The sequence below is a fragment of the Ruegeria sp. CDSA236 genome (assembly GCF_059611285.1).
In genome coordinates this window covers 665,552-685,817 of the sequence record NZ_JBXWPG010000001.1, presented here as the reverse complement: position 1 = coordinate 685,817, position 20,266 = coordinate 665,552, and the positions used below count along the sequence as shown (strand labels likewise).

The window sequence follows — 20,266 nt, the reverse complement described above, 5'->3', positions numbered from 1 at the left end:
GGTTACTCCAGACGATCCGAGCGGATCGCGTATTCGGTGACTGTGAAGCCAAAGGGGTTCTGCCAGACATCGTCGATCGACCGACTATTCTCGGGACGAAACTCAAACATCAGCGTTGCGGTGAAGCGACCGTTTTGAGAGCCGCGCGGTGAGTTGAGCCGCTTGCGAAGACGCACCTGGGCGCGATTGGCGCTGATGTGGGTGATCGAGAGCACTTCGACTTCAAGCCGGGCATCCGTTCCATAGCTATCCGGCGGATAGGCCTCATGGCCGCTGGTCCAAAGCGCGCGCAGCCCTGCGGCGGCCGCGCCGTCCGACTGGTCCAGGACCCGCCGCACGCGCACATCATTGTCGAGCTGATTGTATGTCTCTCGATCAATGACATAGCGGTAGACCTGTGCCTCAATGATAGCGGGGCGTTCCGTGAGTGAGACCGCTTCAACCACGGCATTGGGGAGGGCCATGCCGGTTTCGCTATCAAAGGGCACGATCATGGGCGGCGGGTCCACGTCGAGCAGGGCAACGAGGGTGGCGGCGAGGCAACCTGCCATGCCAAACGCCATACCTGTCAGCCCCAGCTTCTGCCACATAAGCTCGCGTCGTCGTGCTCCGTAGACGAGCTCTTCTTCGATGATTTCTGCCTCGCTGCTCATGGGGTCAGTCCGCACGCAGGTCTGGCAAGGTGAAGTCCATGTAGCGGCGCTCTTCAGCCAGTGTCGCGGCATCCACCACGCCAGATTGGCCAGCGCCGACCGTCTGGATGGCTTCGAGTTCCCACATGCGCGTCATGGCAATGGCCAGCTCGGCTGTGACGCGGGTGTTGTGATCGACGGCTTCCTTGAGCGTTTCCATGTCCGGGATCAGGGAGACCAGCTGCTCGACCCGTTCAAGGGATTGCGCGGCCTCGTCATAACTGTTCTCAGCGGCTGCTGACATTACGGCCCCAGTGCCCGCCTGACTGGCAATACGCTCGGCCCCCGGATTGCCGCTGCTGGCCATGTCCGACAGGCTGTCTTGGTCAAAGCCCGCATCTTCCAGGGCTTGCGTCATGCGGCCTTCCATTTGAGGGGCGGCATTTCCAATGAGGCCGCTGAAATCGCCGCTTTGGATTTGCCGGATGGTGCCGAGGAGATCTCCGAATTCCTGATCGAGGAGCCCGTCGAGATCACCGCCCATGGCCATCTCGATGATGTCCGTCGCGCCGGTCAGCGCGGCGTAGGTCTCGTTGAGCGTGTCGAGTTGCTGCTGCACCAGATCGAGCTGTTCGAGAAGCGTGTCGAGCTGGTCGGTCTGGATCCCGAAATCCTCCAGCATCTGCTGCAGCTGACGAATTTCCTGCGCGATGTTGCGCGTGTCGACCGTCGGAACGCCTTGGGCAGACACAGGTGAAGCAACCAGCAACGTGCAAGTGGCAACGGTGGATAGAAAGCGGGCCTCCAGATCGAATTGCATGAAGTCTTGTTCTCGCGCCTGAGCGGCCGCCATGGCCAGTTCTGCGGCGCTAAGCGGACGGGTATGGGCGGCCTTGAGGCGCGTGCGAATTGAGATCAGTCGAGCGAGCTCGGCCCGCGCGTAGGTGTTGAGCGACATGGCCGCATGAATGTCATCTGTCTCGCCAATGCGGGTTATGATGTCCTGCACGCGAAGCGCGGCCGCTTGCACCGAGACCATGGAATAGTCGCCGTAGATCCCCGCACCGAAAGAGGTCAGGCTCATGGTGGAATTGGCGAGCAAAACCGGATCGATGGTGCCAAGCGCATCAACGCCACCGACACGAGCAAGGTAGAGATTGTAGCGCTCAGGGATTACTTGAACGTAGTGCTGGGTCTCAGCAAAGGGCGGCACGCCGCTGTAGCGCTGCACATTGCCGGGACCGGCATTGTAGGCCGCCAGACCGTGAATGATGTTGCCGTCAAACATGGTGAGCATCTGCGCCAGATACCGTGCACCGCCCGTGAGCTGGATGTAGGGGTTCTCGTAGTAGGCTGGGTAGATACCCAGATCCTGCGCCGTACCTGGCATGATCTGGGTTAGGCCGAATGCACCAACAGGCGAGCGCGCGCCGATGGTGAAGCGGCTTTCTTGCCAGATCAGCGCCTGCAACAGGCAGCGCCATTGCTTGGGCGACAGACCGGCCGCGCGCACGCCGGACATATGATGCGTTTCTTGGGCGGCGCGAATGATCAGCTGTTCGATCGAGCCCGAGGCATCGCCGAACATCTGGGCTGCGCCGGGATTCGGGTCTACCGGGCCATAAAGAGTTTCAGCGGCGCTCTCTGGCGATGAACCAGCTTCCAGGCTTGCGACCAGTGCACCTGAGTTCCCGCTGACCAACGTCGTGGCATCAAGGATGTCTTCCAGCGCCTGAATTTGTTCTTGCTCGAGCTCTTCAAGCTCTTCCTCTTTGGTCAACCGATCCCGCTGAAGCGCCAAATCTTGTTCGCCCTGCTGCAGCACACGCTCGCGCTGCAAGAACATGCCCGCATCAAACGTGGGCACGCCTTGGGCCGAGGCAATTGGCGCGGCCAGCGACAACAAGCCCGCTAGGATATGCGGGCGAAAACTATTCACTCAGTCCACCAATCGGCCCGAGCGGCTCGAAATTGCAATTGCTGCGGCTCACCTCGGCAAAGGAGTTGAAGCATTCAGCTTCAGACGGTCGGTATTCCGCGCAGGCTGTCAGGGTCAAAAGGGTGAGGGTCAAGGCGAACAATCTACGCATCAATCTGTCTCCAAAATTCGGGGTTCTGGCGATAATCCGCGCCGACCAGCGCTTCGCCTTTCTCCATGCCGCCAAGGATCGTGAGGTAAGTGCCAAGGGCGCTCAGATCAGCATCGATTACCACCGAGCCTTGATCATCACGCACCAGTGCCAGACGGGAGCTGCTGCCTGTGCCGAGCAATACGCTCAGCTCTTTGTCAGTGAGCCCCAGCATGGTGTAGTCGCTGGCCGAGGCGCGGATGTTGGGAAGCAAAAGCTGCGTCGGTACGGCCTCGACAATCGTCTTGCCGATGCGGGTTTTCTCAAGCTGGCTTGCGTATTGGGTCATCATCACGACGACGGCGTTTTGTTTGCGCGCCGTGACAAGCCAGTTGCTGAGCCGGTCCGCGAAATACGGGTTGTCGAGCGCCTTCCAGGCTTCATCGATGATGATCAGCGTCGATTTGCGATCCTCGATCACCCGCTCCACCCGACGAAACAGGTAGGACAGGACCGCCATGCGTTCCTTCTCGCTTTCGCTGTCGAGAATGCCGGTCAGGTCGAACCCCACGACATCACCATCGAGCGAGAAGGTATCCTCAGAGCTTTGCCCGAATATCCAGCCATAGCGGCCATCTGAGGTCCATTCCTGAATTCGTTCGAACAGATCCCCTTCATCTGCACCCGCCACAAAAAGTGAGGCCAAATCCTGCCAGTTGCGAAGGGCAGCATCACTGGCTCCGGCGTTCTGGCGTACCACCTCTTGAATGCGGTTGATCTGAACAGGGCTCAGAGGCTTGTCGGTGCGATGCAAGAGCGTGGCCAGCCAATCAGACAGCCAGGCTTGCCCACGTCCGTCGATTTCTGTGCGGAGAGGGTTGAGGCCTGTCGCTTCACCCGCTTTGATGGCGCTGTAACGCCCGCCATTGGCCCGCACGGCCATTTCCATGCCCGCACGATAGTCGAAGACAAACACCCGTGCGTCGCAACGCCGGGCTTGGGTCATGAGGAAGGCCGACAGCACTGACTTGCCTGAGCCAGGACGGCCGAGGATCAAGGCGTGCCCGCCCGTCGGCTCTTTGTCTGGCTGACCCGTCTCATGGTAGTTGAACAGGAAGCCCGAGCGTTCAGGTGTTGGAAACAGGGTGATCGGCTTGCCCCAAGGCACTTTGTGTCCGGGTTTGCCCAGTTGACCGCGATGTAGCGCCGCGAGATCGGCAAAGTTCGTGTTGGTGATGGCGGCCTTGCGGCTGCGCATCTGCCCATTGCCCGGATGCTGCGCGAAATAATGGGTCCGAGTCGCAAAGCTCTCATTCACCAGATTGACCCCTTCACTGGCCGCGATGTTGCGCACCTCGGCGGCAATTGCTTCCAGCTTTTCCTCGGTCTCGGCGAAAACCGTGACTGTCATGTGATGATCGCCAAAGCTGAGCCGTTTGGATTCCAAGTCGTCCAGCGCGTCGACCAGTTCTTCGGCGAGGGAAATCGCGCCGTCATCGCTGGCCTTCATCAGACGCTGTTGGCGCTTGATCCGGCTGGCCATGATGTTGCTGTTGATCGGTGTGAAGGAGTGCGTGACCACCATGTCGACCGGCAGGTTCAGTTCATCGAACATGGTGCAGCAGGTTTTGGCTGGGTAAGTCTTGATCGCAAAGCTGGTGCCAAACCGCTTGCCCGCCGTCCCATCGTCGAGCGTGAAGCTTCGCCCCTGAAACGTGACGCGGGTGTTGGCAACATCCTCGGCAATGATGCCAAAGCGGGATTTTGCGAAGAGGGGTCGCTCTTGGCCGATATTGAGCGCTCCGAGGAACCCGAGTAGCTCGCCGCTTTCAGCGCCGAGCAGGCGCGGGTTCATCTCGGCAAAAGACGACAGCAGAAACCCAACGACCTCTTCGAGCTTGCGCAGCTGCTTGGCTGTCCGGCCTTTCAACTGAGCGATCGAATCTGAGCGCTTCAGGCGCAATCGCGCGCCCAAGGGAGGGCGTTTCAGCACAGTGAGCGTCAGTGTCTTGTCCCGCAGACCCGCCCGCGCCATCGCCTTTTGCCAGCGGGTGTCCAACTCTTGCGCAAACCCTTCTTCGGGCACCTGCGGCAGCGCGGTCTCAATCGCCCTGGAGACCTTGTGCACGTAGAAACTGTACTCTGGCCCAATCTGCGCAATGATCGCCGCGAAGAGCGCGCGGATCTTCTCCAAATGTGCGTCATCGCTGGTCATGCTGTTGACGCCATCAATGCGGATGCACTGGAACAGCGCATTGCCGCGCGTGCGGATCGTTACGTCATTCACGAGACTGACATAGGGCAGCATGCTGGCCATTGGGCGCTCTTTGCGCGCCCAGTCCGGCAGCGTTTCAAGATCATCCGAGGGGTCACGGAGCATAGCTGTCCCCCGAATGGATCTTGCGGTTCGGGGTGGGCGGCGTTTCCTGCAGCGTAGTGACCATAACTTCAAGAAAGGCCGGATCCCAATCCGCCGTTTTCCACAGCGCAGGATAGGCCAGAGCGGCGATGGTGATCACCGGCCAGCTCTGGACCCACAGAAACAGCAACACAAACCCGAAGAGCCAAACCATGGCATACATGATCGGCAAGCCGATGAGCTTTGGCGGCCGGATTAGGCCCAGGAAGAGGCGGGTTTGCGTTGCCATGCCGGATTTACGCGCCCCAGATGGCGGTCACGATGGTCGGCGCAGCTGCGATGCCTGCGATAGCGACCAGTACCCAAAGGGCCTGGCGGAAATCCAGAACGCCGAAGAGCCAGGAGAGAAACACACCGATCAAGGCCAAGGTGCCGATGACAATGCCTAAGGGGCCGGTGATCGTGTCGACGATACCCTGCAAAAGGTTTTGCACCGGCGAGAGGTCGATGCTTTGCGCAAGCGCCGGGTTAGCAATCATCAAGCTGGCCAGAGCCAGCGACAGGATCGTGCGGAATTGTATGTGCATCAGGAGACTCCAGTCAGTCGGTCACGCACGGCCACGACGCGGCGCACATGATTTTGGGTTTCTCGGTAGGGAGGGATGCCGCCATGGCGCGCGACCGCGTCAGGCCCCGCATTATAGGCAGCAAGCGCGAGTTCGGGCGTGCCGAACTGCGCCAACATCATCAGAAGGTAGCGGGCAGAGCCGTCGAGGTTTGCCTGCCAGTCATGCGGATCCACGCCGAGCTGTGCGGCCGTTGCGGGCATCAACTGACCGAGGCCGATCGCGCCTGCGGAGCTGCGCGCGTTTGGGCGATAGGCGCTTTCGATCTCGATATTAGCTTGAAAGAGTGCCTGCCACTCACTCACCGACAGGCCTGCCTGGCGCAACGCCGGGTGCCCGCCATAACGATGCGCGGTACTTTCAAGCGCTGCTAGGATCTCGGGCCGGGGGACTGCGCGGGTGGGTGCAGGAGGGGGAGCTTCAGGTTCCGGCGCTGCGAATACGATCAGCTCTGGTGGGTTTGCGCCAATACCATCGACGTAGCTTTGCGCGAAACCTGATTGCGGTGCTTTGGTCTCCAGCTGACCATCTGCACGCATGGAAAGCACGAAGCCTTCAGAATAGGCGGGGGCAGCAAAGAGTGCTGCGAGGACAGCAAGGGGCTTAGCTCGCGTCGTCCAGTTTGTGCGAGGCGACTTTGCCCTCGAACATGGGGATAGAGATGATCGAAGCACCGAGCCCGGCAAGGAAGCTAGATAAGCCGTTGATTGTCTTGAATTCTCGCGCAGCCATGTTGTTGCGCGCGGTAACGAGCAAGCGGCGCGTCTCGCCGTCTGGCGAGACACAATGCACGGTCCAAACTCCAGACCACTGAGCACCTGTACGTGTGGGCTTAACTCGGCACACGACATCTGCCGAATGTCCTTCGGCGAGCAGTGTGCGCAGCCCTTCTTCGCTGACAACATTGGGGGCGTCTTGCATCAAATTCATAGGATCGAGCCTTGCAGAATTGTGCATTGGCCCGGCAGTCCCTCATGGACTAACGAACCGATACAATATTATAATCTTGCAATCAATTGGTGCAACCTGAGTTGTTGCACCCTTCATGCGTTGAAACAAATTTACTGCAACGGAGTGGCTGAGCCAAGATAATAAGGGGCTTTTGAAACAAACGTGGGCGGCTCTGGCTGTTTTGAGTTGGGAGTCATCCCTCCACCTGTAAACAATTGTACATGATTCAAAATTCTTTTCAGTTTTTTGCTCATAGGCCTGTCGGTACAAATCATCGCTACAAACAAGGCGAATTTTGGCTTGGAGCGTTTCTCCGTCCCTGTTTCGCCGATAACAAGGAGGAAAGAAATGTTCAAGATTTCAACGGGACTCGGGTGCTTATTTGCTGCGGCAATCACCGCCTCGGCGGCCCAGGCAGACGACTGCGGTGAAGTATCACTGATGCAGGCCGATTGGGGGTCGGCGCAAATTGTGACCGCGGTCTCGAAGTTCCTGATGGAGCAAGGCTATGGTTGCGAAGTGACGACGGTTCCGCTCTCGAGCAACCCCGCGCTGGCATCCGTATCCGAGACTGGAGAGCCTGATATTCTGACTGAAATCTGGACAAACGGCGCGCCGGCTTACCAAGGGCTGGTTGACTCAGGTGCAATCATTCCTGTGACCGAAGTTCTATCAGATGGCGGTGTCGAAGGGTTCTTTGTTCCGAACTACCTTGTGGAGGAGCATCCGGAACTGGCAACAATTGAAGGCATCGCAGCCAATCCCGAACTCGTCGGAAATCGCTTTCACAATTGCCCCGAGGGATGGACTTGTCTGAATGTCAGCACCAACCTGATGAAGGCAGGCGGGTTGATTGATGCAGGCATTGAAAACTTCGTGCATGGATCAGGCGAAACCCTTGCGGCTTCGATCGCTGCCGCCTACGAAAACAAAGAGCCGTGGTTCGGCTTTTATTGGGCACCGACATCGGTACTGGGCAAATACCCGATGACCCTGGTCGATATGGGCCCCCATGACCCTGAAAAGCACGCCTGCAACATCACAGCGGAATGCGACACGCCAGCAATGAGCGCCTTCCCTCGCAGTGAAGTGGTTACAGTTCTTTCCAAGGAATTCATGGCTGAAAACGCAGAAATCTCTGAGCTGATGACAAATCTGTCCTTCACCAACGCACAGATGGGCGAAACGCTGGCATGGGTCGAGGACAACAATGCCTCCTACGATGAAGGTGCTGTGCACTTTCTGACGACCTACAAGGATGTCTGGGGGGCGTGGCTTAACGATGCTGCGCGCGACAAACTTTCCGCATTGCTGCAGTAAACTGCACGGACAGGGGCATCCTCAGCGATGCCCCTAACGCACTGAAGTAGATCGGAAAGTGGGATAAATGGCCTTCTATGACAAGTTATTCAGCGCATTGGGTTTGAGCGAATGGTGTGGCACGTCAGACGATAAAGCGCCTCTTTCGCTGGCGGACCTTGCGGCGCAAGCAGGAGGAGAAGAGGCCTCTGGACCGCTCATGCCAATTCCCTCGTTTGATAATCTGCACGAAAGCTGCAACCGCATATGGCAGTCGCGCGATGTAACCAACGGGATCGAAGAAGGGTTTCTGGCAGCCAAACCGGTCCTGAAAACCGTTCTGGACCCGATCACACAGCCATTGAGCTGGATATTGGATGGCGCACTTTGGCTGTTTGAAGCGACGCCATGGTTCATCATGGTCCCGCTTCTGGTGGCGATTTCCTGGTACGCGTCGCGTTCGCGCCCTGTGACGATCTTCGTCGCCGTCTCGATTATGCTGCTGGCCGTCGTAGACCACTACGATGTGGCGATGCAGACTCTGTCGATCATCTTTGTATGTACGACGATATCGGTGCTGTTCGGTGTACCCATTGGCATTGCCATGTCGAAATCTGACCGATTGCAAAAAAGCGTGGTTCCGTTACTCGACCTGCTGCAGACCCTGCCGACCTTCGTGTACCTGATCCCTCTGATTTTCTTGTTCTCGGTCACGGAATCCAAACTCTACGGGATTGCAATCATCCTTTACGCGATTGTCCCTGTGATCCGCCTGACCGATCTGGGCATCCGGCTTGTCGACAGGGACGTGATTGAGGCGGCCAATGCCTTTGGCATGACAGATCGCCAGAAACTGTTGCGGGTGCAACTCCCTTTGGCGTTGCCCAATATCATGGCCGGAATAAACCAGACCATCATGATGAGCCTTGCCATGGTCGTGATCGCCTCCCTGGTGTCGGCACCCGGTCTGGGCGTGAACGTGTTGCGCGGTATCCGGAACCTTGAACTGGGTGTGGGCATCGTCGCTGGCATCGGCATCGTGCTGCTCGCAGTGATCCTTGATCGCGTGTCCAAAGCAGCTCTCACACGGGTCGATAAAACCCAAGTCAAACACTAAGGAGCCTGTTCGATGACACAACCAATGGTCAGCCTGTCCGGGCTCTATAAAATCTTTGGCACCCGCGACAAGGACGTGTTGCAGCATGTCAAAGGAGGCATGGGCAAGGAAGAATTGTTGGCACGGCACGGGCACGTATTGGGTCTCAACAACATCAACGTCGATATGCAGGCGGGCGAAATCACAGTTGTCATGGGCCTGTCAGGCTCGGGCAAATCCACGCTGATCCGCCACCTGAACCGATTGATCGAACCCACTGCGGGCGAGATCATCGTGCAGGGTGAGGATGTGATGCAACTGTCCGAGGACGGGTTGCGCCATGCTCGACAGGAAAAGATGTCGATGGTGTTCCAGAAGTTCGCGTTATTGCCGCACAAGACCGTGCTGAAGAACGCAGGCATGCCGCTCTCGGTGCGCGGCGAGGACGAGGCGACTTGCGACCGTGAAGCCGCCAAGTGGCTGGATCGCGTGGGTCTGAGCGGGTTCGAGAACCATTATCCAGCGCAATTGTCCGGTGGGATGCAACAGCGTGTGGGCATTGCCCGGGCGCTGACCGCGAACACACCGATCATGCTGATGGACGAGGCTTTCTCGGCTCTTGACCCACTGATCCGAACCGACATGCAGGACCTGCTGCTCGAGCTGCAAAAAGAGCTGCACAAGACCATCATCTTCATCACTCACGATCTAGATGAGGCGTTGAAGCTGGCCGATCACCTTGTGATCCTTAAAGACGGCTTTGTCGTGCAGCAGGGCGAGCCGCAGCATATTCTGTTGAACCCCAACGATCCTTACATCGAAGACTTCGTGAGCGACATCAACCGAGCACGGGTTCTGCGGGTCCGCTCGATCATGACCCCGCTGGACGGTGGCCAAGTGCCAGAAGATGCCCATGGCGAAGTGGACGTGAACGACACGCTCGAAAGCATGATCGCGCGGTCCGGCGGGGATACGTCACACGCCTATGTCGTCAAGGATGGGGAGAAGACAGTCGGCTCACTGGATATGACTGAACTGGTTCGCGCACTCGTCCCTCGCGTCGCATCCGAAGCAGGCGCACGTCAGTCCTGACGCGCGCTGACGACAAAGCTGGAATTCATCAGATCAGGCCCGAAATAGCCGCATGGTTGGGTCGGCTTCGATCTGTTCGAACAGCCAGTCAACAAACGTATCGAGCTTTGGGTTGGGTGCACGTTCTTTTTGCGTCGCCAGATACCAGCTGCCTGGCTCGGGCACCGAAATATCAAACGGTTTGACCAGGCGCTCCCTTTCAAGGTCACGCGTGCAAAACGGTGCTCTTGCGACGCTGATACCGTGATTTTTTAGAACAGCTTCACGGACCAGCGGGTAATTGTCGAAAACAGAGCCAAATTTCATCGTTTCGCGATCTAAGCCCGCCGCATCCAACCAGCAGTCCCAGTCATCCGGCTCATTCCATGTGTTTGGGACACTCAGCAACAGGAAATTTCTTAGCTCTTCCAGCGGCATTCCACCGCTTGCGGCTTTCAAGGCCTCCGGAGCACATACCGGGTAGATATCCGTTTCGAACAAGGGGCTATAGTCAAACCGTTTGTCAAATGGTGGCGCGTTGAACACGCCCACATCGAACCGGTGCATGTCATAATCACCGTCTTCAAAGGTAGAGACGATGCGCACGCGTGTGTCCGGATTATCCTGAAGAAAGTCTGCCAATCTGGGCTGTAACCACATTGTATTGAAACTTGCGTAGGACTGAACGAGCAACACGTCCGGTTCCTCAGGTGTCTGGATGCGCCGAGTGGCTTTGATGATTCCCTGAATGTGTTCGCGTATTGGCGGGTAATATTGCTCGCCAGCCGGTGTTAGCTCGACCGAACGGCTTGTGCGTTCCAGTAGTTTAACACCGATTGTTGTTTCTAATGCTTTGACCTGGTGGCTGACTGCCGCATGCGTCACACAAATCTCGTCAGCGGCCTTTCGGAAACTCTTGTGACGCGCCACCGCCTCAAAAGCGCGCAGTGAAACCAGCGTGGGCATGTGAGTGGTCATTGCTGCATCTCCTCGATGAAATCAATTCTGCTTACCCTCAAGCAGAGTTATCCGACGACGGGCGCGAATATAGCAGGGTATTGATACTCTTTTTCATAACCTGTCAGGGGGTAGCACGCAATTCGCGGTGCGATGTGATCGGTTAGAATTTCTTGATGAAAGGAAATTTCTTTCAATTCTTCAACTGGGTGAGAAATGCCAGATTAGCAGATAGAGATGTTATGGGATTCCACCTTCATGCCACCACTTTCACCTTCGCCAAATGCATATGGCTATCCGTTGCTGATTAAACACTTGCTGGCCGGATCCCAGCTCGCGTCAGCCAGCCAAGAGATCGTCAGCGGCACCGAAATGCGACTGAGCTACGCGGACTTGGGCAAACGCGTGCGCCAACTTGCCAATTCTTTAAAGGCGAGCGGGATACATGAGGGCATGCGCGTCGGTGTCATGGATTGGGATACGCACCGTTATCTTGAGTGTTTTTTCGCGATCCCGATGATGGGCGCGTCCCTTTTCACGATCAACGTGCGTCTGTCTCCTGCTCAGGTTCTTTATACGATCAACCATGGGCAACCGGATCTGATCATCGTGCACCGCGATTTCATGCCGCTCATTGAGGGTATCAAATCGGGCTTTGATCGGGACATCATCATCGTGCCGATTGGAGACGGAGAAGGGTATGAAGAGTGGATAGGCGAGGCCCCAGGCTGCTTTGACTTCCCGGACTTCGATGAAAACCAAACGGCAACCCTGTTTTATACGACCGGGACCACCGGCAATCCCAAGGGGGTGAGCTATTCACACCGGCAGTTGGTCCTTCACACATTGGGCTTGATCGCAGGTTTCGGCGCATGGCCCGGGAATGCCGGATTTCATCGCGGCGACGTCTACATGCCGCTGACGCCCTTGTTTCACGTCCACGGCTGGGGATTTCCATATGCCGCAACGATGCTGGGGCTGCGTCAGGTCTATCCCGGTCGATATGACCCTGACACAATCTTGCGATTGATTGCAGACGAAAACGTCACCTTTTCACACTGCGTGCCCACGGTTCTGTCAATGGTGCTCGACCATCCGGGCTGCCCACAAATTGACCTGGACAGATGGAAAGTGATCATTGGCGGGGCCGCTTTGCCGCGAGGCCTGCAGGACCGCGCCGCGGCGGCAGGCATATCCTTACATGCGGCCTATGGGATGTCCGAAACCTGTCCGTTTCTGACGGTGGCCGATTTGTCCAGCAATGACCCCGAGATGCAGGCGCAAACCGGCTTTCCCGGCCCGCTTGTCGACCTTCGTGTTGTGACACCGGATATGCAGGACGTTCCACATGACGGCGAAACAACCGGCGAAGTTGTTGCTCGGGCTCCCTGGTTGACACAAGGCTATCTGGATAATGCGCAAGCCTCGGATGAGCTTTGGGACGGTGGGTATCTGCATACCGGGGATGTTGGATATATCCGCGAGAATGGATCGTTGCAGATTACTGACCGCCTCAAGGATGTGATCAAGACCGGCGGCGAATGGATATCTTCACTGGCACTGGAAAACATAGCATCGTCTTGCAGCGGCGTTGAGGACGTCGCAGCAATCGGGCTGCCGCACGCGAAATGGGGCGAAAGGCCAGTGTTGGTCGCTCAAGCCGCAAAGGATGCCGACCCGGATCTTGTGCGCTTGAGAGTCATTGAAGCAATCCAGTCGCGTGTCGGTGCAGGCGAGATCTCAAAATGGGCAGTTCCAGACGAGATAGTCTTTGTCGACCGCCTACCTAAAACCAGCGTCGGCAAGCTCGACAAGAAACTCGTGCGGAAAGATATTTCAACGCGCTCGGACTTTAAATCATGACAGACAAGCAACGCCGTATTCAGGCGCTTATCGGGTCCATTGTCACCTATCTGCAGGCTCACAGAGCTGCCACGCGCGGCGTTGACCTGACGTTGGACAAGCTGGCAGCCATGGACCTGAAGGGTGAGAGGCTCATTGATTTACCTCCCCAAGGAACCCGGCACGATGAGGTTCTGAAGAACGCCATCGCCGGGATTGTCGCCCCCGAATTGCAGGAAATCGCAGGTTGTCTGAAAGCGGCCAAGGATGATCTGATCTGGCGCGAAGACAACGCCCAATTCTATCCCCCTGGTGCCGAATTGGGCGAGGGATACACAAAGTGTAACCTACATACTCTGCTGATTGGGCCAGACGCATGTGGACATCACCATCCCGATTTCAACCTTGGCATTTTCATGCTGGGTCCAAGGACGCTGTATCGCGACCACAACCACGACGCGCCAGAGCTGTACCTGAACCTGTCCGAGAAATCTGGTTGGCGATTTGGCACCCGTGACTGGCAGGATTATCCGGCTGGATCACTTATCTGGAACGCGGCGGGCGATCCCCACGCCACCCGGGTCTATGACCAGCCATTCATCTCCGTCTTTGTCTGGCTCGAGAACGTGAATTCACCCTGCAATGTAATCCACTTCGACGATTGGGCAGAGATCGAACAAGATCTTGCCAAACAGTCCAATTGAGGTTTCCAAACATGATTTCCATTAAACACACCGAGGGTGTCGCTTTCATTGAGCTGAATGCCCCGCCAGTGAACGCTCTTGGCCTGAAGATGCGGCAGGCGCTTTCCTCGGCCATCCACGAGTTGGACGCCGATGAACAGGTCAAAGCTATCGTTCTATGCTCGGCTCTGCCGCTCTTTTGCGGCGGCGCTGACATCGCTGAGTTTCGTACAGGGGCAGTCTGGGACAAGCCGGACCTGCCAGACCTGTGTGTAACGATTGAAACCAGCAAGAAACCTATTATCGCCGCGATAGCAGGTCCCGCTATGGGTGGCGCGCTGGAGATTGCGCTTGCCTGTGATTACCGTGTCGCCACGCCGGATGCGGTGATGGGCCTACCTGAGATCAAACTGGGGCTGCTGCCTGGTGCCGGCGGCACCCAGCGACTACCCCGGATTGCCGGGCTGGAAGCGGCAACGCAAATGATCCTCTCGGGTGATCCCGTGAAAGGCGAATATGCCCTGTCTTGCGGGCTGGTCGACGCACTGTTTGAAAACAACCAGGATTTTCGCGCGCATGTTTTGGGTTTTGCCACCCGTGTCAGCCATGAGGGCGATCCAAAACGCAGTTGTGCGGATATGACCGTCACACACCCTGATCCGAAGGGATATCTGACGGGTTTCCGAGACCAGATAGCGCACACGTCCAAAAACCTTGTCGCCCCTGAACGATGTTTGGTGTCCATCGAGACCGCGTGCGAAATGCCGCTGGCCGAGGGGTTGGCACAAGAGAAGGCGGGTTTCGCTGAACTGCTCGACACACCTCAATCGCGCGCGGGGCGGCATCTGTTCTTTGCAGAGCGTGAATGCACCAAGGTTCCCGGCGTTACCCGTGCTGACCAACCACGTAGCATTTCATCGGTCGCCGTGATCGGTGCCGGAACAATGGGGCGCGGCATTGCCATCGCCTTTCTGCAGGCGGGGTATCCGGTCACGCTTCTGGAAACCACACAAACTGCGCTGGAACAGGGGCTGGATCAGGTCAGGGAGCATTTCCAACGCGCGGCCCAAAAAGGGCGGCTTAGTGCCAATCGGGCAGAGGCAATCGCCGCCAACGCCACTGGGACGCTTAGCTATGCAGACCTTGCGAAGGCCGACCTGATCATTGAAGCGGCGTTTGAAAGCATGAATGTCAAACGCCAGATTTTCGAAGCGTTGGGCCAGCACGCTAAACCCGGCGCGATACTGGCCTCAAACACATCGACGTTGGATCTTGATGAAATAGCTGCGGTCACGTCCCGTCCGGAGGATGTGATTGGTCTCCATTTCTTCAGCCCGGCGAACGTCATGCGCTTGCTAGAGGTGGTGCGGGGCGCCAAGACCGCTCCCGATGTCATTGCAACGGCAATCATGGTCGCAAAGAAGATCCGAAAGCTCCCTGTCACGGTTGGCGTGTGCTACGGCTTTGTTGGAAACCGGATGCTGGAACCATACTTCCGCGAAGGATCCCGTCTGCTTCTAGAGGGGGCGACACCGAAACAGGTGGATAACGTCCTTGAAGGCTTCGGCATGGCCATGGGCATTCATGCGATGGCAGATCTGGCCGGAGTCGATGTGGGCGCACGCGTGCGTCAGGAACGGCGTAGTGAAATCGCGCATGACCCGACATACCAGGTTGTGCAGGACAGGTTGTTTGAACTAGGCCGACTGGGTCAGAAAACCGGGCGTGGAAGCTATGTCTACGAGGGACGGACACGGGTCGAAGACCCTGAGATGGTTCAAATCAGTTCCGAGCTGTCGGACCTGCATGGCGTGAAACGCAGGGACATCGACGATCAGGAAATCCTTGAGCGATGTCTCTATCCCCTGATCAACGAGGGCTTTTTGATCCTTGAAGAGGGCATTGCAACGCGCCCGGGTGATTGCGACCTGATCTGGGTCAATGGCTATGGCTTTCCAAACTGGCGCGGCGGCCCGATGCACTATGCCGACGAGATTGGATTAAGCCAAATTCTGGAACGCATGACCCACTATCGGCAGTCGCTTGGCGCCTATGGCGAGATGTGGTTCACGCCTGCGCCTTTGTTGGAAGAACTCGCAACCTCGGGCGTGACACTTACCGCGTATTTTGATGCCAAAAAGGAAAAATCATGAGAGAAGCCGTTGTCGTCTCAACCGCCCGAACCCCGATTGGGGTTGCCTTCAAGGGTGCGCTGAACAACATTAAATCCCCTACCATGATGGGGCACGCCATTCAGCACGCTGTTGAACGTGCAGGCGTGGACCCCGGTTCGATCGAAGATGTCGTCATCGGATCGGTCTTGACAGCGGGAACCGCAGGCATGAATGTCGCTCGTTTGTCGACGCTGGCGGCGGGTCTTCCCAATACGGTGGCAGGACAGACGATCGACAGGCAATGCTCCTCCGGGTTGATGGCCATCGCGACGGCTGCAAAGCAGGTCATTGTGGATGGTCAGAATGTCGCCGTGGCAGGCGGGCAGGAAAATATTTCCGCCATTCAGAATGCCTATCTGAAATGGGCGGGCGATGAGAAAGATCCAAACGTTATCGCGAGGTCCGAGCATGCCTACATGCCGATGCTGATGACGGCGGAAAATGTGGCCCGGACCTATGGTATCAGCCGCGAAGTGCAGGATGAATACGCCGCACTTTCGCAAGGTCGGACCGCCCGGGCTCAGGCCGCTGGCGCCTTTGATGACGAGATCGTCCCGATCACAGCGATTAAGCGGGTCAAGAACCGCGAAACCGGAGAGGAAACCCTGGAAGAGGTGACCTTGTCAAAAGACGAAGGCAACCGGCCGGGCACGACGGCCGAAACTCTTGACCAGTTGAACCCGGTTGTCGAAGGCGGCGTGATCACTGCCGGAAACGCAAGCCAGCTTTCTGACGGGGCCTCGGCTTGTGTGCTCATGGAAGGCAAAATGGCTGAGCAGCGGGGCCTCACACCGCTGGGTATTTATCGCGGCATGGCTGTTGCAGGAAACGCACCGGAAGAGATGGGTGTCGGCCCGATCTATGCCATTCCAAAGCTGCTGAAGAATGCAGGTCTTCGCATCGAAGAAATCGGCCTTTGGGAGCTTAACGAAGCCTTTGCCTGCCAGGTTCTCTATTGCCGCGACCATCTTGGGATCGATCCCGAAATCTACAACGTGAACGGCGGTGCGATATCGATTGGCCACCCCTATGGTATGACAGGCGCGAGACAAGTCGGGCACGCTCTGATTGAGGGGAGGCGTCGTGGCGTAAAATACGTGGTGACCTCCATGTGTGTTGGCGGAGGCATGGGTGCCGCAGCACTGTTCGAAGTCGCCTGACCCCACTGAAATTAGTTCAAGCAGAGCGTTATCTGGTTCGGACATTGACATTCTGTCATCTGCGAAGGTCGCCATCTGCATGTGCCGCATTTCATGTCACCCGGAATTGGTGATACCTCCTGAGGCGTTATGACCAATGTCACACCAACGATCCTCTCCACCGTTTCCAGCCAGTTTGTCGATGACTGGCTGGTGGCGCTGCACGCCCTGTGCCCAGAGGCGCAGATGGCGTCGCTGCTTGGCCGGTCCGGTCTGAACGCGGATACGCGCTCGCCGAATGGTCGCGTCACGCTGGATCAGATCGTTTGCCTCTATCAACTTGCCGCAGTTGAGACCGGTGATGAGATGATGGGGCTTTGGAGCAGACCCGTGCGACCGCGTGCCCTGCAACACCTTCTGACGACAGTGCGCGAAGCCACATCCTTGCCATCTGCACTTTACCGGTTTTCGACCTTCTGGAATTTGCTGCTGGATGACTATCAGTTTGATCTGGATGACACTGACAGCGCCCTCACACTGAGCCTGAACCCGCAAACAGATGCACCTGTACAACGGTTTGGCCACATGCTGATCCTCAAACTTGCCCACGGGCTCATGTCTTGGCTGGCAGGGCATGAGGTTCCGGTTAAAGCCGTTGATTTCGCGTTTGATCGCCCGGACTTTAATCAGGATTACGCGATTATCTTTCCCGCACCCTTTCAGTTTGGCCAACCCGCCACTGCGATCTCCTTCTCCCCGAACGCTCTGGGCCCTGTGCAAGCGCGTAGCACATCTGATCTTGACCGGTTTTTGCAAAACGCGCCCCGGGACTGGATTTTCACCTCTTCGCGCGAGCACACCCAATCGCTGCGGGTGCGCACTTATCTGGGCCAAACGGGATGGGACGCGGCGACCCTGACCCAGACAGCATCCGCAATGCACATGACCCCGCGCACCCTGATCCGCAGGTTACAAGCGGATGGGACCTCGTTTCAGGCGATCAAGGATGCCCTGCGGCGCGACATCGCGATCCGCGACCTGCAGGCGGGACGCAAAAGCGTCGAGGCCATCGCACATGATGTCGGCTTTTCTTCAGCTGCCAACTTTCACCGGGCCTTTCAACGCTGGACCGGCAGCACCCCCAGTTCGTATCGCAGGACGAATATCTGAGACGCACTTTTTGTCACTTTTGGACAATACCCTGTCACCACGCGAGATAGAGCGAAGAAGTTTCTCCTGCTAAATCTTGCGCAATACATGGCGTTCTCACCTGGTTCTCCTCTAGAAGCTTAACCCGCTGCCTGCTCAGCAGGTTCTGAAGTGTGGCGTCATGTGAAAATAGCCGCTCACAAAAGGACCGACCAATGTCAGACAAACTCGCCACCATACTCCAAGCCGCACGCGACCACGCCGAGCAGGTCATCCTGCCCAATGTGGACGCCTGGAACGCCGCGAAGACATGGCCCCGTGATGCGTCGGACAAAGCCGGGGCCGCTGGCCTGACGGGGCTCTACGCCCCCGAAGAGTTTGGCGGCCAAGGCTTGCCCCTTTCAGAAGGCATTCAGGTCTACGAACAACTGGGACTGGGCGATGGTGCCTATGCCTTTGCCCTGTCGATGCATAACATCTGCACCTTCGCGGGCTGCGGTTATGGCACAGATGCCTTCAAGGAAAAATGGGCGCGGGATCTGACCTCTGGCCGCAAGCTGGCGAACTTTGCACTGACCGAACCGCAATCGGGGTCGGACGCAACAAACATGTATTCGCGGGCTGTGATCAATGATGACGGCACTTGGACGATCAGCGGTGCGAAGGCATGGGTCAGCTTGGCGACCGAGGCTGATATCTATTTCACCGTGGTCAAAACCAGTGACGCACCCGGCCACAAAGACATGGCGATGATCGCTATTCCCGCTGATGCTCCGGGCCTGAGCTTCGGCCCGATGTATGACACGCCATCCTACAACTTCCTGCCTATGTCCGAGATGTGCATGGACAAGGTCGTGGTCAGTGAAGACAACATCATCCTGCCAATCGGTCAGGGTCTGCAAGGTTCGCTCATGGCGATCGACATCGCCCGCGTCTCAATCGCATCGGGTTGCTGTGGATTGATGCAGTCGGCCCTGGATACGGCGCTGTCCTATTCCAAGAACCGCAAGATGTTTGGTGGCAAGAATCTCGATCTGGACGGGATCCAGTGGATGCTGGGCGAGGTTGCAACCGATCTTGAAGCCTCGAAACTGCTGTACCGCAAGGCGGCAGAGGTCCTTGGCACGCCCGAAGGCCCACTGATGGCCGCCCATGCCAAACGGTTTGTGCCAGATGCCGCAGTGAAGGCTGCAAATACTTGTACGCAAGTGCTGGGCGGCATGGGGCTGTTGCAGCCTTATGGTTTGGACCGTTTGTCCCGTCTTGCACAAATGCTGCGGATCGTGGACGGGACGACGGAAATCAGCCGCGTGGTCATCGGGCGGGCCCTGCAAAAACGTGCGGTGACCTTGCCTGATCTACCAGTACCGAAAGGATTCGGTGAAACCGGCTGAACATCCCAGCTCCCGGAGAGGTGGAGCCGACCTGAAAATCTCCTCAGAAATAGGTAAAATCGAAATACCGGCCGCACATTTGCGGCCGGTCACTCGAGATTGCAGACCTTGGTGCAAACGCAGCGAATTCACCCTTTGTCCCACCGCTCATTTCTTGCCTGAAGAAATCTCGCTGCGCCTGGCGCGAATGGCAGCTCTTCTTGCTGCAATGTCGTACTATAGATGATGCGTGCGGCAAAATATGTGCTGCGAACGCGCAGCGAGAAAATCAAACTCACAGAATGGGCTCATTCCGGCCCTTAGCCCCGATTTGCACCAAGGTCCGGTACTTCATGTCGCTCTGGGCAGATTGTCGATCGAAGCAGGCCGTCTTCGTGCAACGCGGCCTGCGTGTCGCCGTTATCCCACTGATACAGCAGACCGATTTCTTCGCCAGTCTTGATACACGTAATGCGACCGATGGCTTCGGCCGTCGTGCGAACACTCTCAAGTTCGGGCAAAACTAGCCCCTCTCGTTAAACAGTACCTTGGGAGCGATGTCGAGAGCATGGGCAATCCGCTCCAGAACATCGATCGATGCTGAGAATTTCGCGAGTTCGATCTCGCTGATGTAGCTACGATCCAGGTCGGCAGCTAATGCTATTTGTTCTTGGCTCAACCCTCTGGAATTTCTTAGATTCCGGATATTTAACCCTACTTGTTCCCGTAATTTCATGGCCTGTATTCGGCCAGATCACAAGAACCGCTCTACGGAATATATTCCACAAAACGCGCGCGAACATCATAAACCCTATGCTCGCATATGGTGTGAAGGTTGAGGTTGGA

At 57.2% G+C, this 20,266-nt stretch carries 19 protein-coding genes and 1 pseudogene; 9 read left to right on the top strand and 11 right to left on the bottom strand.

The window, feature by feature from the left end:
• Positions 1-2: 2 nt before the first annotated feature.
• From AC2FLB_RS03500 to AC2FLB_RS03465, 8 genes and pseudogenes are all read right to left on the bottom strand, one after another.
• Positions 3-653, bottom strand: coding sequence for a VirB8 family type IV secretion system protein (locus tag AC2FLB_RS03500; protein ID WP_242106853.1), 651 nt, complete (start codon positions 651-653; stop codon positions 3-5).
• Positions 654-657: 4 nt separating this feature from the next.
• Positions 658-1,452, bottom strand: a complete 795-nt coding sequence (locus tag AC2FLB_RS03495; RefSeq protein ID WP_496708675.1) for a type IV secretion system protein — start codon at positions 1,450-1,452, stop codon at positions 658-660.
• A pseudogene (locus AC2FLB_RS03490) lies at positions 1,435-2,571 on the bottom strand (lytic transglycosylase domain-containing protein); the annotation flags it as partial. The pseudogene AC2FLB_RS03490 and the gene AC2FLB_RS03495, both read right to left, overlap by 18 nt.
• A 143-nt stretch (positions 2,572-2,714) precedes the next feature.
• A complete protein-coding gene (locus tag AC2FLB_RS03485; RefSeq protein WP_496708624.1) occupies positions 2,715-5,081 on the bottom strand; it encodes a VirB4 family type IV secretion/conjugal transfer ATPase in 2,367 nt (788 codons plus the stop codon).
• Positions 5,071-5,349: a VirB3 family type IV secretion system protein gene (locus tag AC2FLB_RS03480; protein WP_496708623.1), complete on the bottom strand. Its 279-nt coding sequence runs from the start codon at positions 5,347-5,349 to the stop codon at positions 5,071-5,073. Before AC2FLB_RS03480 ends, AC2FLB_RS03485 begins: the two co-directional genes overlap by 11 nt.
• A 7-nt stretch (positions 5,350-5,356) precedes the next feature.
• Entirely contained in the window at positions 5,357-5,647 is a 291-nt protein-coding gene (locus tag AC2FLB_RS03475) for a TrbC/VirB2 family protein (protein ID WP_496708622.1), read from the bottom strand.
• Positions 5,647-6,225, bottom strand: a complete 579-nt coding sequence (locus AC2FLB_RS03470) for a lytic transglycosylase domain-containing protein (protein ID WP_458878744.1) — start codon at positions 6,223-6,225, stop codon at positions 5,647-5,649. The genes AC2FLB_RS03475 and AC2FLB_RS03470 overlap by 1 nt, the downstream gene beginning before the upstream one ends.
• Positions 6,226-6,289: 64 nt before the next feature.
• Positions 6,290-6,616, bottom strand: a complete 327-nt coding sequence (locus AC2FLB_RS03465; protein WP_014880576.1) for a hypothetical protein — start codon at positions 6,614-6,616, stop codon at positions 6,290-6,292.
• A gap of 369 nt (positions 6,617-6,985) precedes the next feature.
• Here AC2FLB_RS03465 and AC2FLB_RS03460 point away from each other — a divergent pair, with 369 nt between their 5' ends.
• The 3 genes from AC2FLB_RS03460 (at position 6,986) to AC2FLB_RS03450 (ending at position 10,124) form a co-directional block, all read left to right on the top strand.
• Positions 6,986-7,957 carry an ABC transporter substrate-binding protein gene (locus tag AC2FLB_RS03460; protein ID WP_102859944.1) on the top strand — a complete coding sequence of 324 codons (972 nt, stop codon included), beginning with the start codon at positions 6,986-6,988 and terminating at the stop codon, positions 7,955-7,957.
• 67 nt (positions 7,958-8,024) lie between these two features.
• Entirely contained in the window at positions 8,025-9,053 is a 1,029-nt protein-coding gene (locus AC2FLB_RS03455) for an ABC transporter permease (RefSeq protein ID WP_496708621.1), read from the top strand.
• 12 nt (positions 9,054-9,065) lie between these two features.
• Positions 9,066-10,124: a quaternary amine ABC transporter ATP-binding protein gene (locus AC2FLB_RS03450; RefSeq protein WP_074738238.1), complete on the top strand. Its 1,059-nt coding sequence runs from the start codon at positions 9,066-9,068 to the stop codon at positions 10,122-10,124.
• Between the two features lie 33 nt (positions 10,125-10,157).
• On the opposite strand, the gene AC2FLB_RS03445 is transcribed toward AC2FLB_RS03450, so the two are convergent.
• On the bottom strand, positions 10,158-11,081 hold the full coding sequence (locus tag AC2FLB_RS03445) for a LysR substrate-binding domain-containing protein (protein ID WP_074738240.1): 924 nt from the start codon (positions 11,079-11,081) through the stop codon (positions 10,158-10,160).
• A 237-nt stretch (positions 11,082-11,318) separates the two neighbouring features.
• Between AC2FLB_RS03445 and AC2FLB_RS03440 the strand changes: the two genes are divergently transcribed.
• The 6 genes from AC2FLB_RS03440 to AC2FLB_RS03415 all read left to right on the top strand — a co-directional run bounded on the left by AC2FLB_RS03440 (position 11,319) and on the right by AC2FLB_RS03415 (position 19,441).
• Complete coding sequence (locus AC2FLB_RS03440; protein ID WP_496708620.1) at positions 11,319-12,923, top strand: fatty acid--CoA ligase; 1,605 nt, start codon at positions 11,319-11,321, stop codon at positions 12,921-12,923.
• The gene (locus AC2FLB_RS03435; protein ID WP_014880570.1) at positions 12,920-13,606 is read left to right on the top strand and encodes a dimethylsulfonioproprionate lyase family protein; all 687 of its coding nucleotides are present in this window, start codon (positions 12,920-12,922) and stop codon (positions 13,604-13,606) included. The genes AC2FLB_RS03440 and AC2FLB_RS03435 overlap by 4 nt, the downstream gene beginning before the upstream one ends.
• Positions 13,607-13,617: 11 nt before the next feature.
• Entirely contained in the window at positions 13,618-15,738 is a 2,121-nt protein-coding gene (locus AC2FLB_RS03430; RefSeq protein WP_496708619.1) for a 3-hydroxyacyl-CoA dehydrogenase NAD-binding domain-containing protein, read from the top strand.
• Positions 15,735-16,919, top strand: coding sequence for an acetyl-CoA C-acyltransferase (locus AC2FLB_RS03425; protein ID WP_496708618.1), 1,185 nt, complete (start codon positions 15,735-15,737; stop codon positions 16,917-16,919). The genes AC2FLB_RS03430 and AC2FLB_RS03425 overlap by 4 nt, the downstream gene beginning before the upstream one ends.
• Positions 16,920-17,048: 129 nt before the next feature.
• The gene (locus tag AC2FLB_RS03420; RefSeq protein ID WP_496708617.1) at positions 17,049-18,068 is read left to right on the top strand and encodes an AraC family transcriptional regulator; all 1,020 of its coding nucleotides are present in this window, start codon (positions 17,049-17,051) and stop codon (positions 18,066-18,068) included.
• 194 nt (positions 18,069-18,262) lie between these two features.
• Complete coding sequence (locus tag AC2FLB_RS03415; RefSeq protein ID WP_496708616.1) at positions 18,263-19,441, top strand: acyl-CoA dehydrogenase family protein; 1,179 nt, start codon at positions 18,263-18,265, stop codon at positions 19,439-19,441.
• Positions 19,442-19,740: 299 nt separating this feature from the next.
• Here the strand turns inward: AC2FLB_RS03415 and AC2FLB_RS03410 are convergent, their stop codons facing one another.
• Complete coding sequence (locus AC2FLB_RS03410) at positions 19,741-19,941, bottom strand: hypothetical protein (RefSeq protein WP_188671721.1); 201 nt, start codon at positions 19,939-19,941, stop codon at positions 19,741-19,743.
• A gap of 2 nt (positions 19,942-19,943) precedes the next feature.
• Positions 19,944-20,156 carry a helix-turn-helix domain-containing protein gene (locus tag AC2FLB_RS03405; RefSeq protein ID WP_496708615.1) on the bottom strand — a complete coding sequence of 71 codons (213 nt, stop codon included), beginning with the start codon at positions 20,154-20,156 and terminating at the stop codon, positions 19,944-19,946.
• Positions 20,157-20,266: the final 110 nt, after the last annotated feature.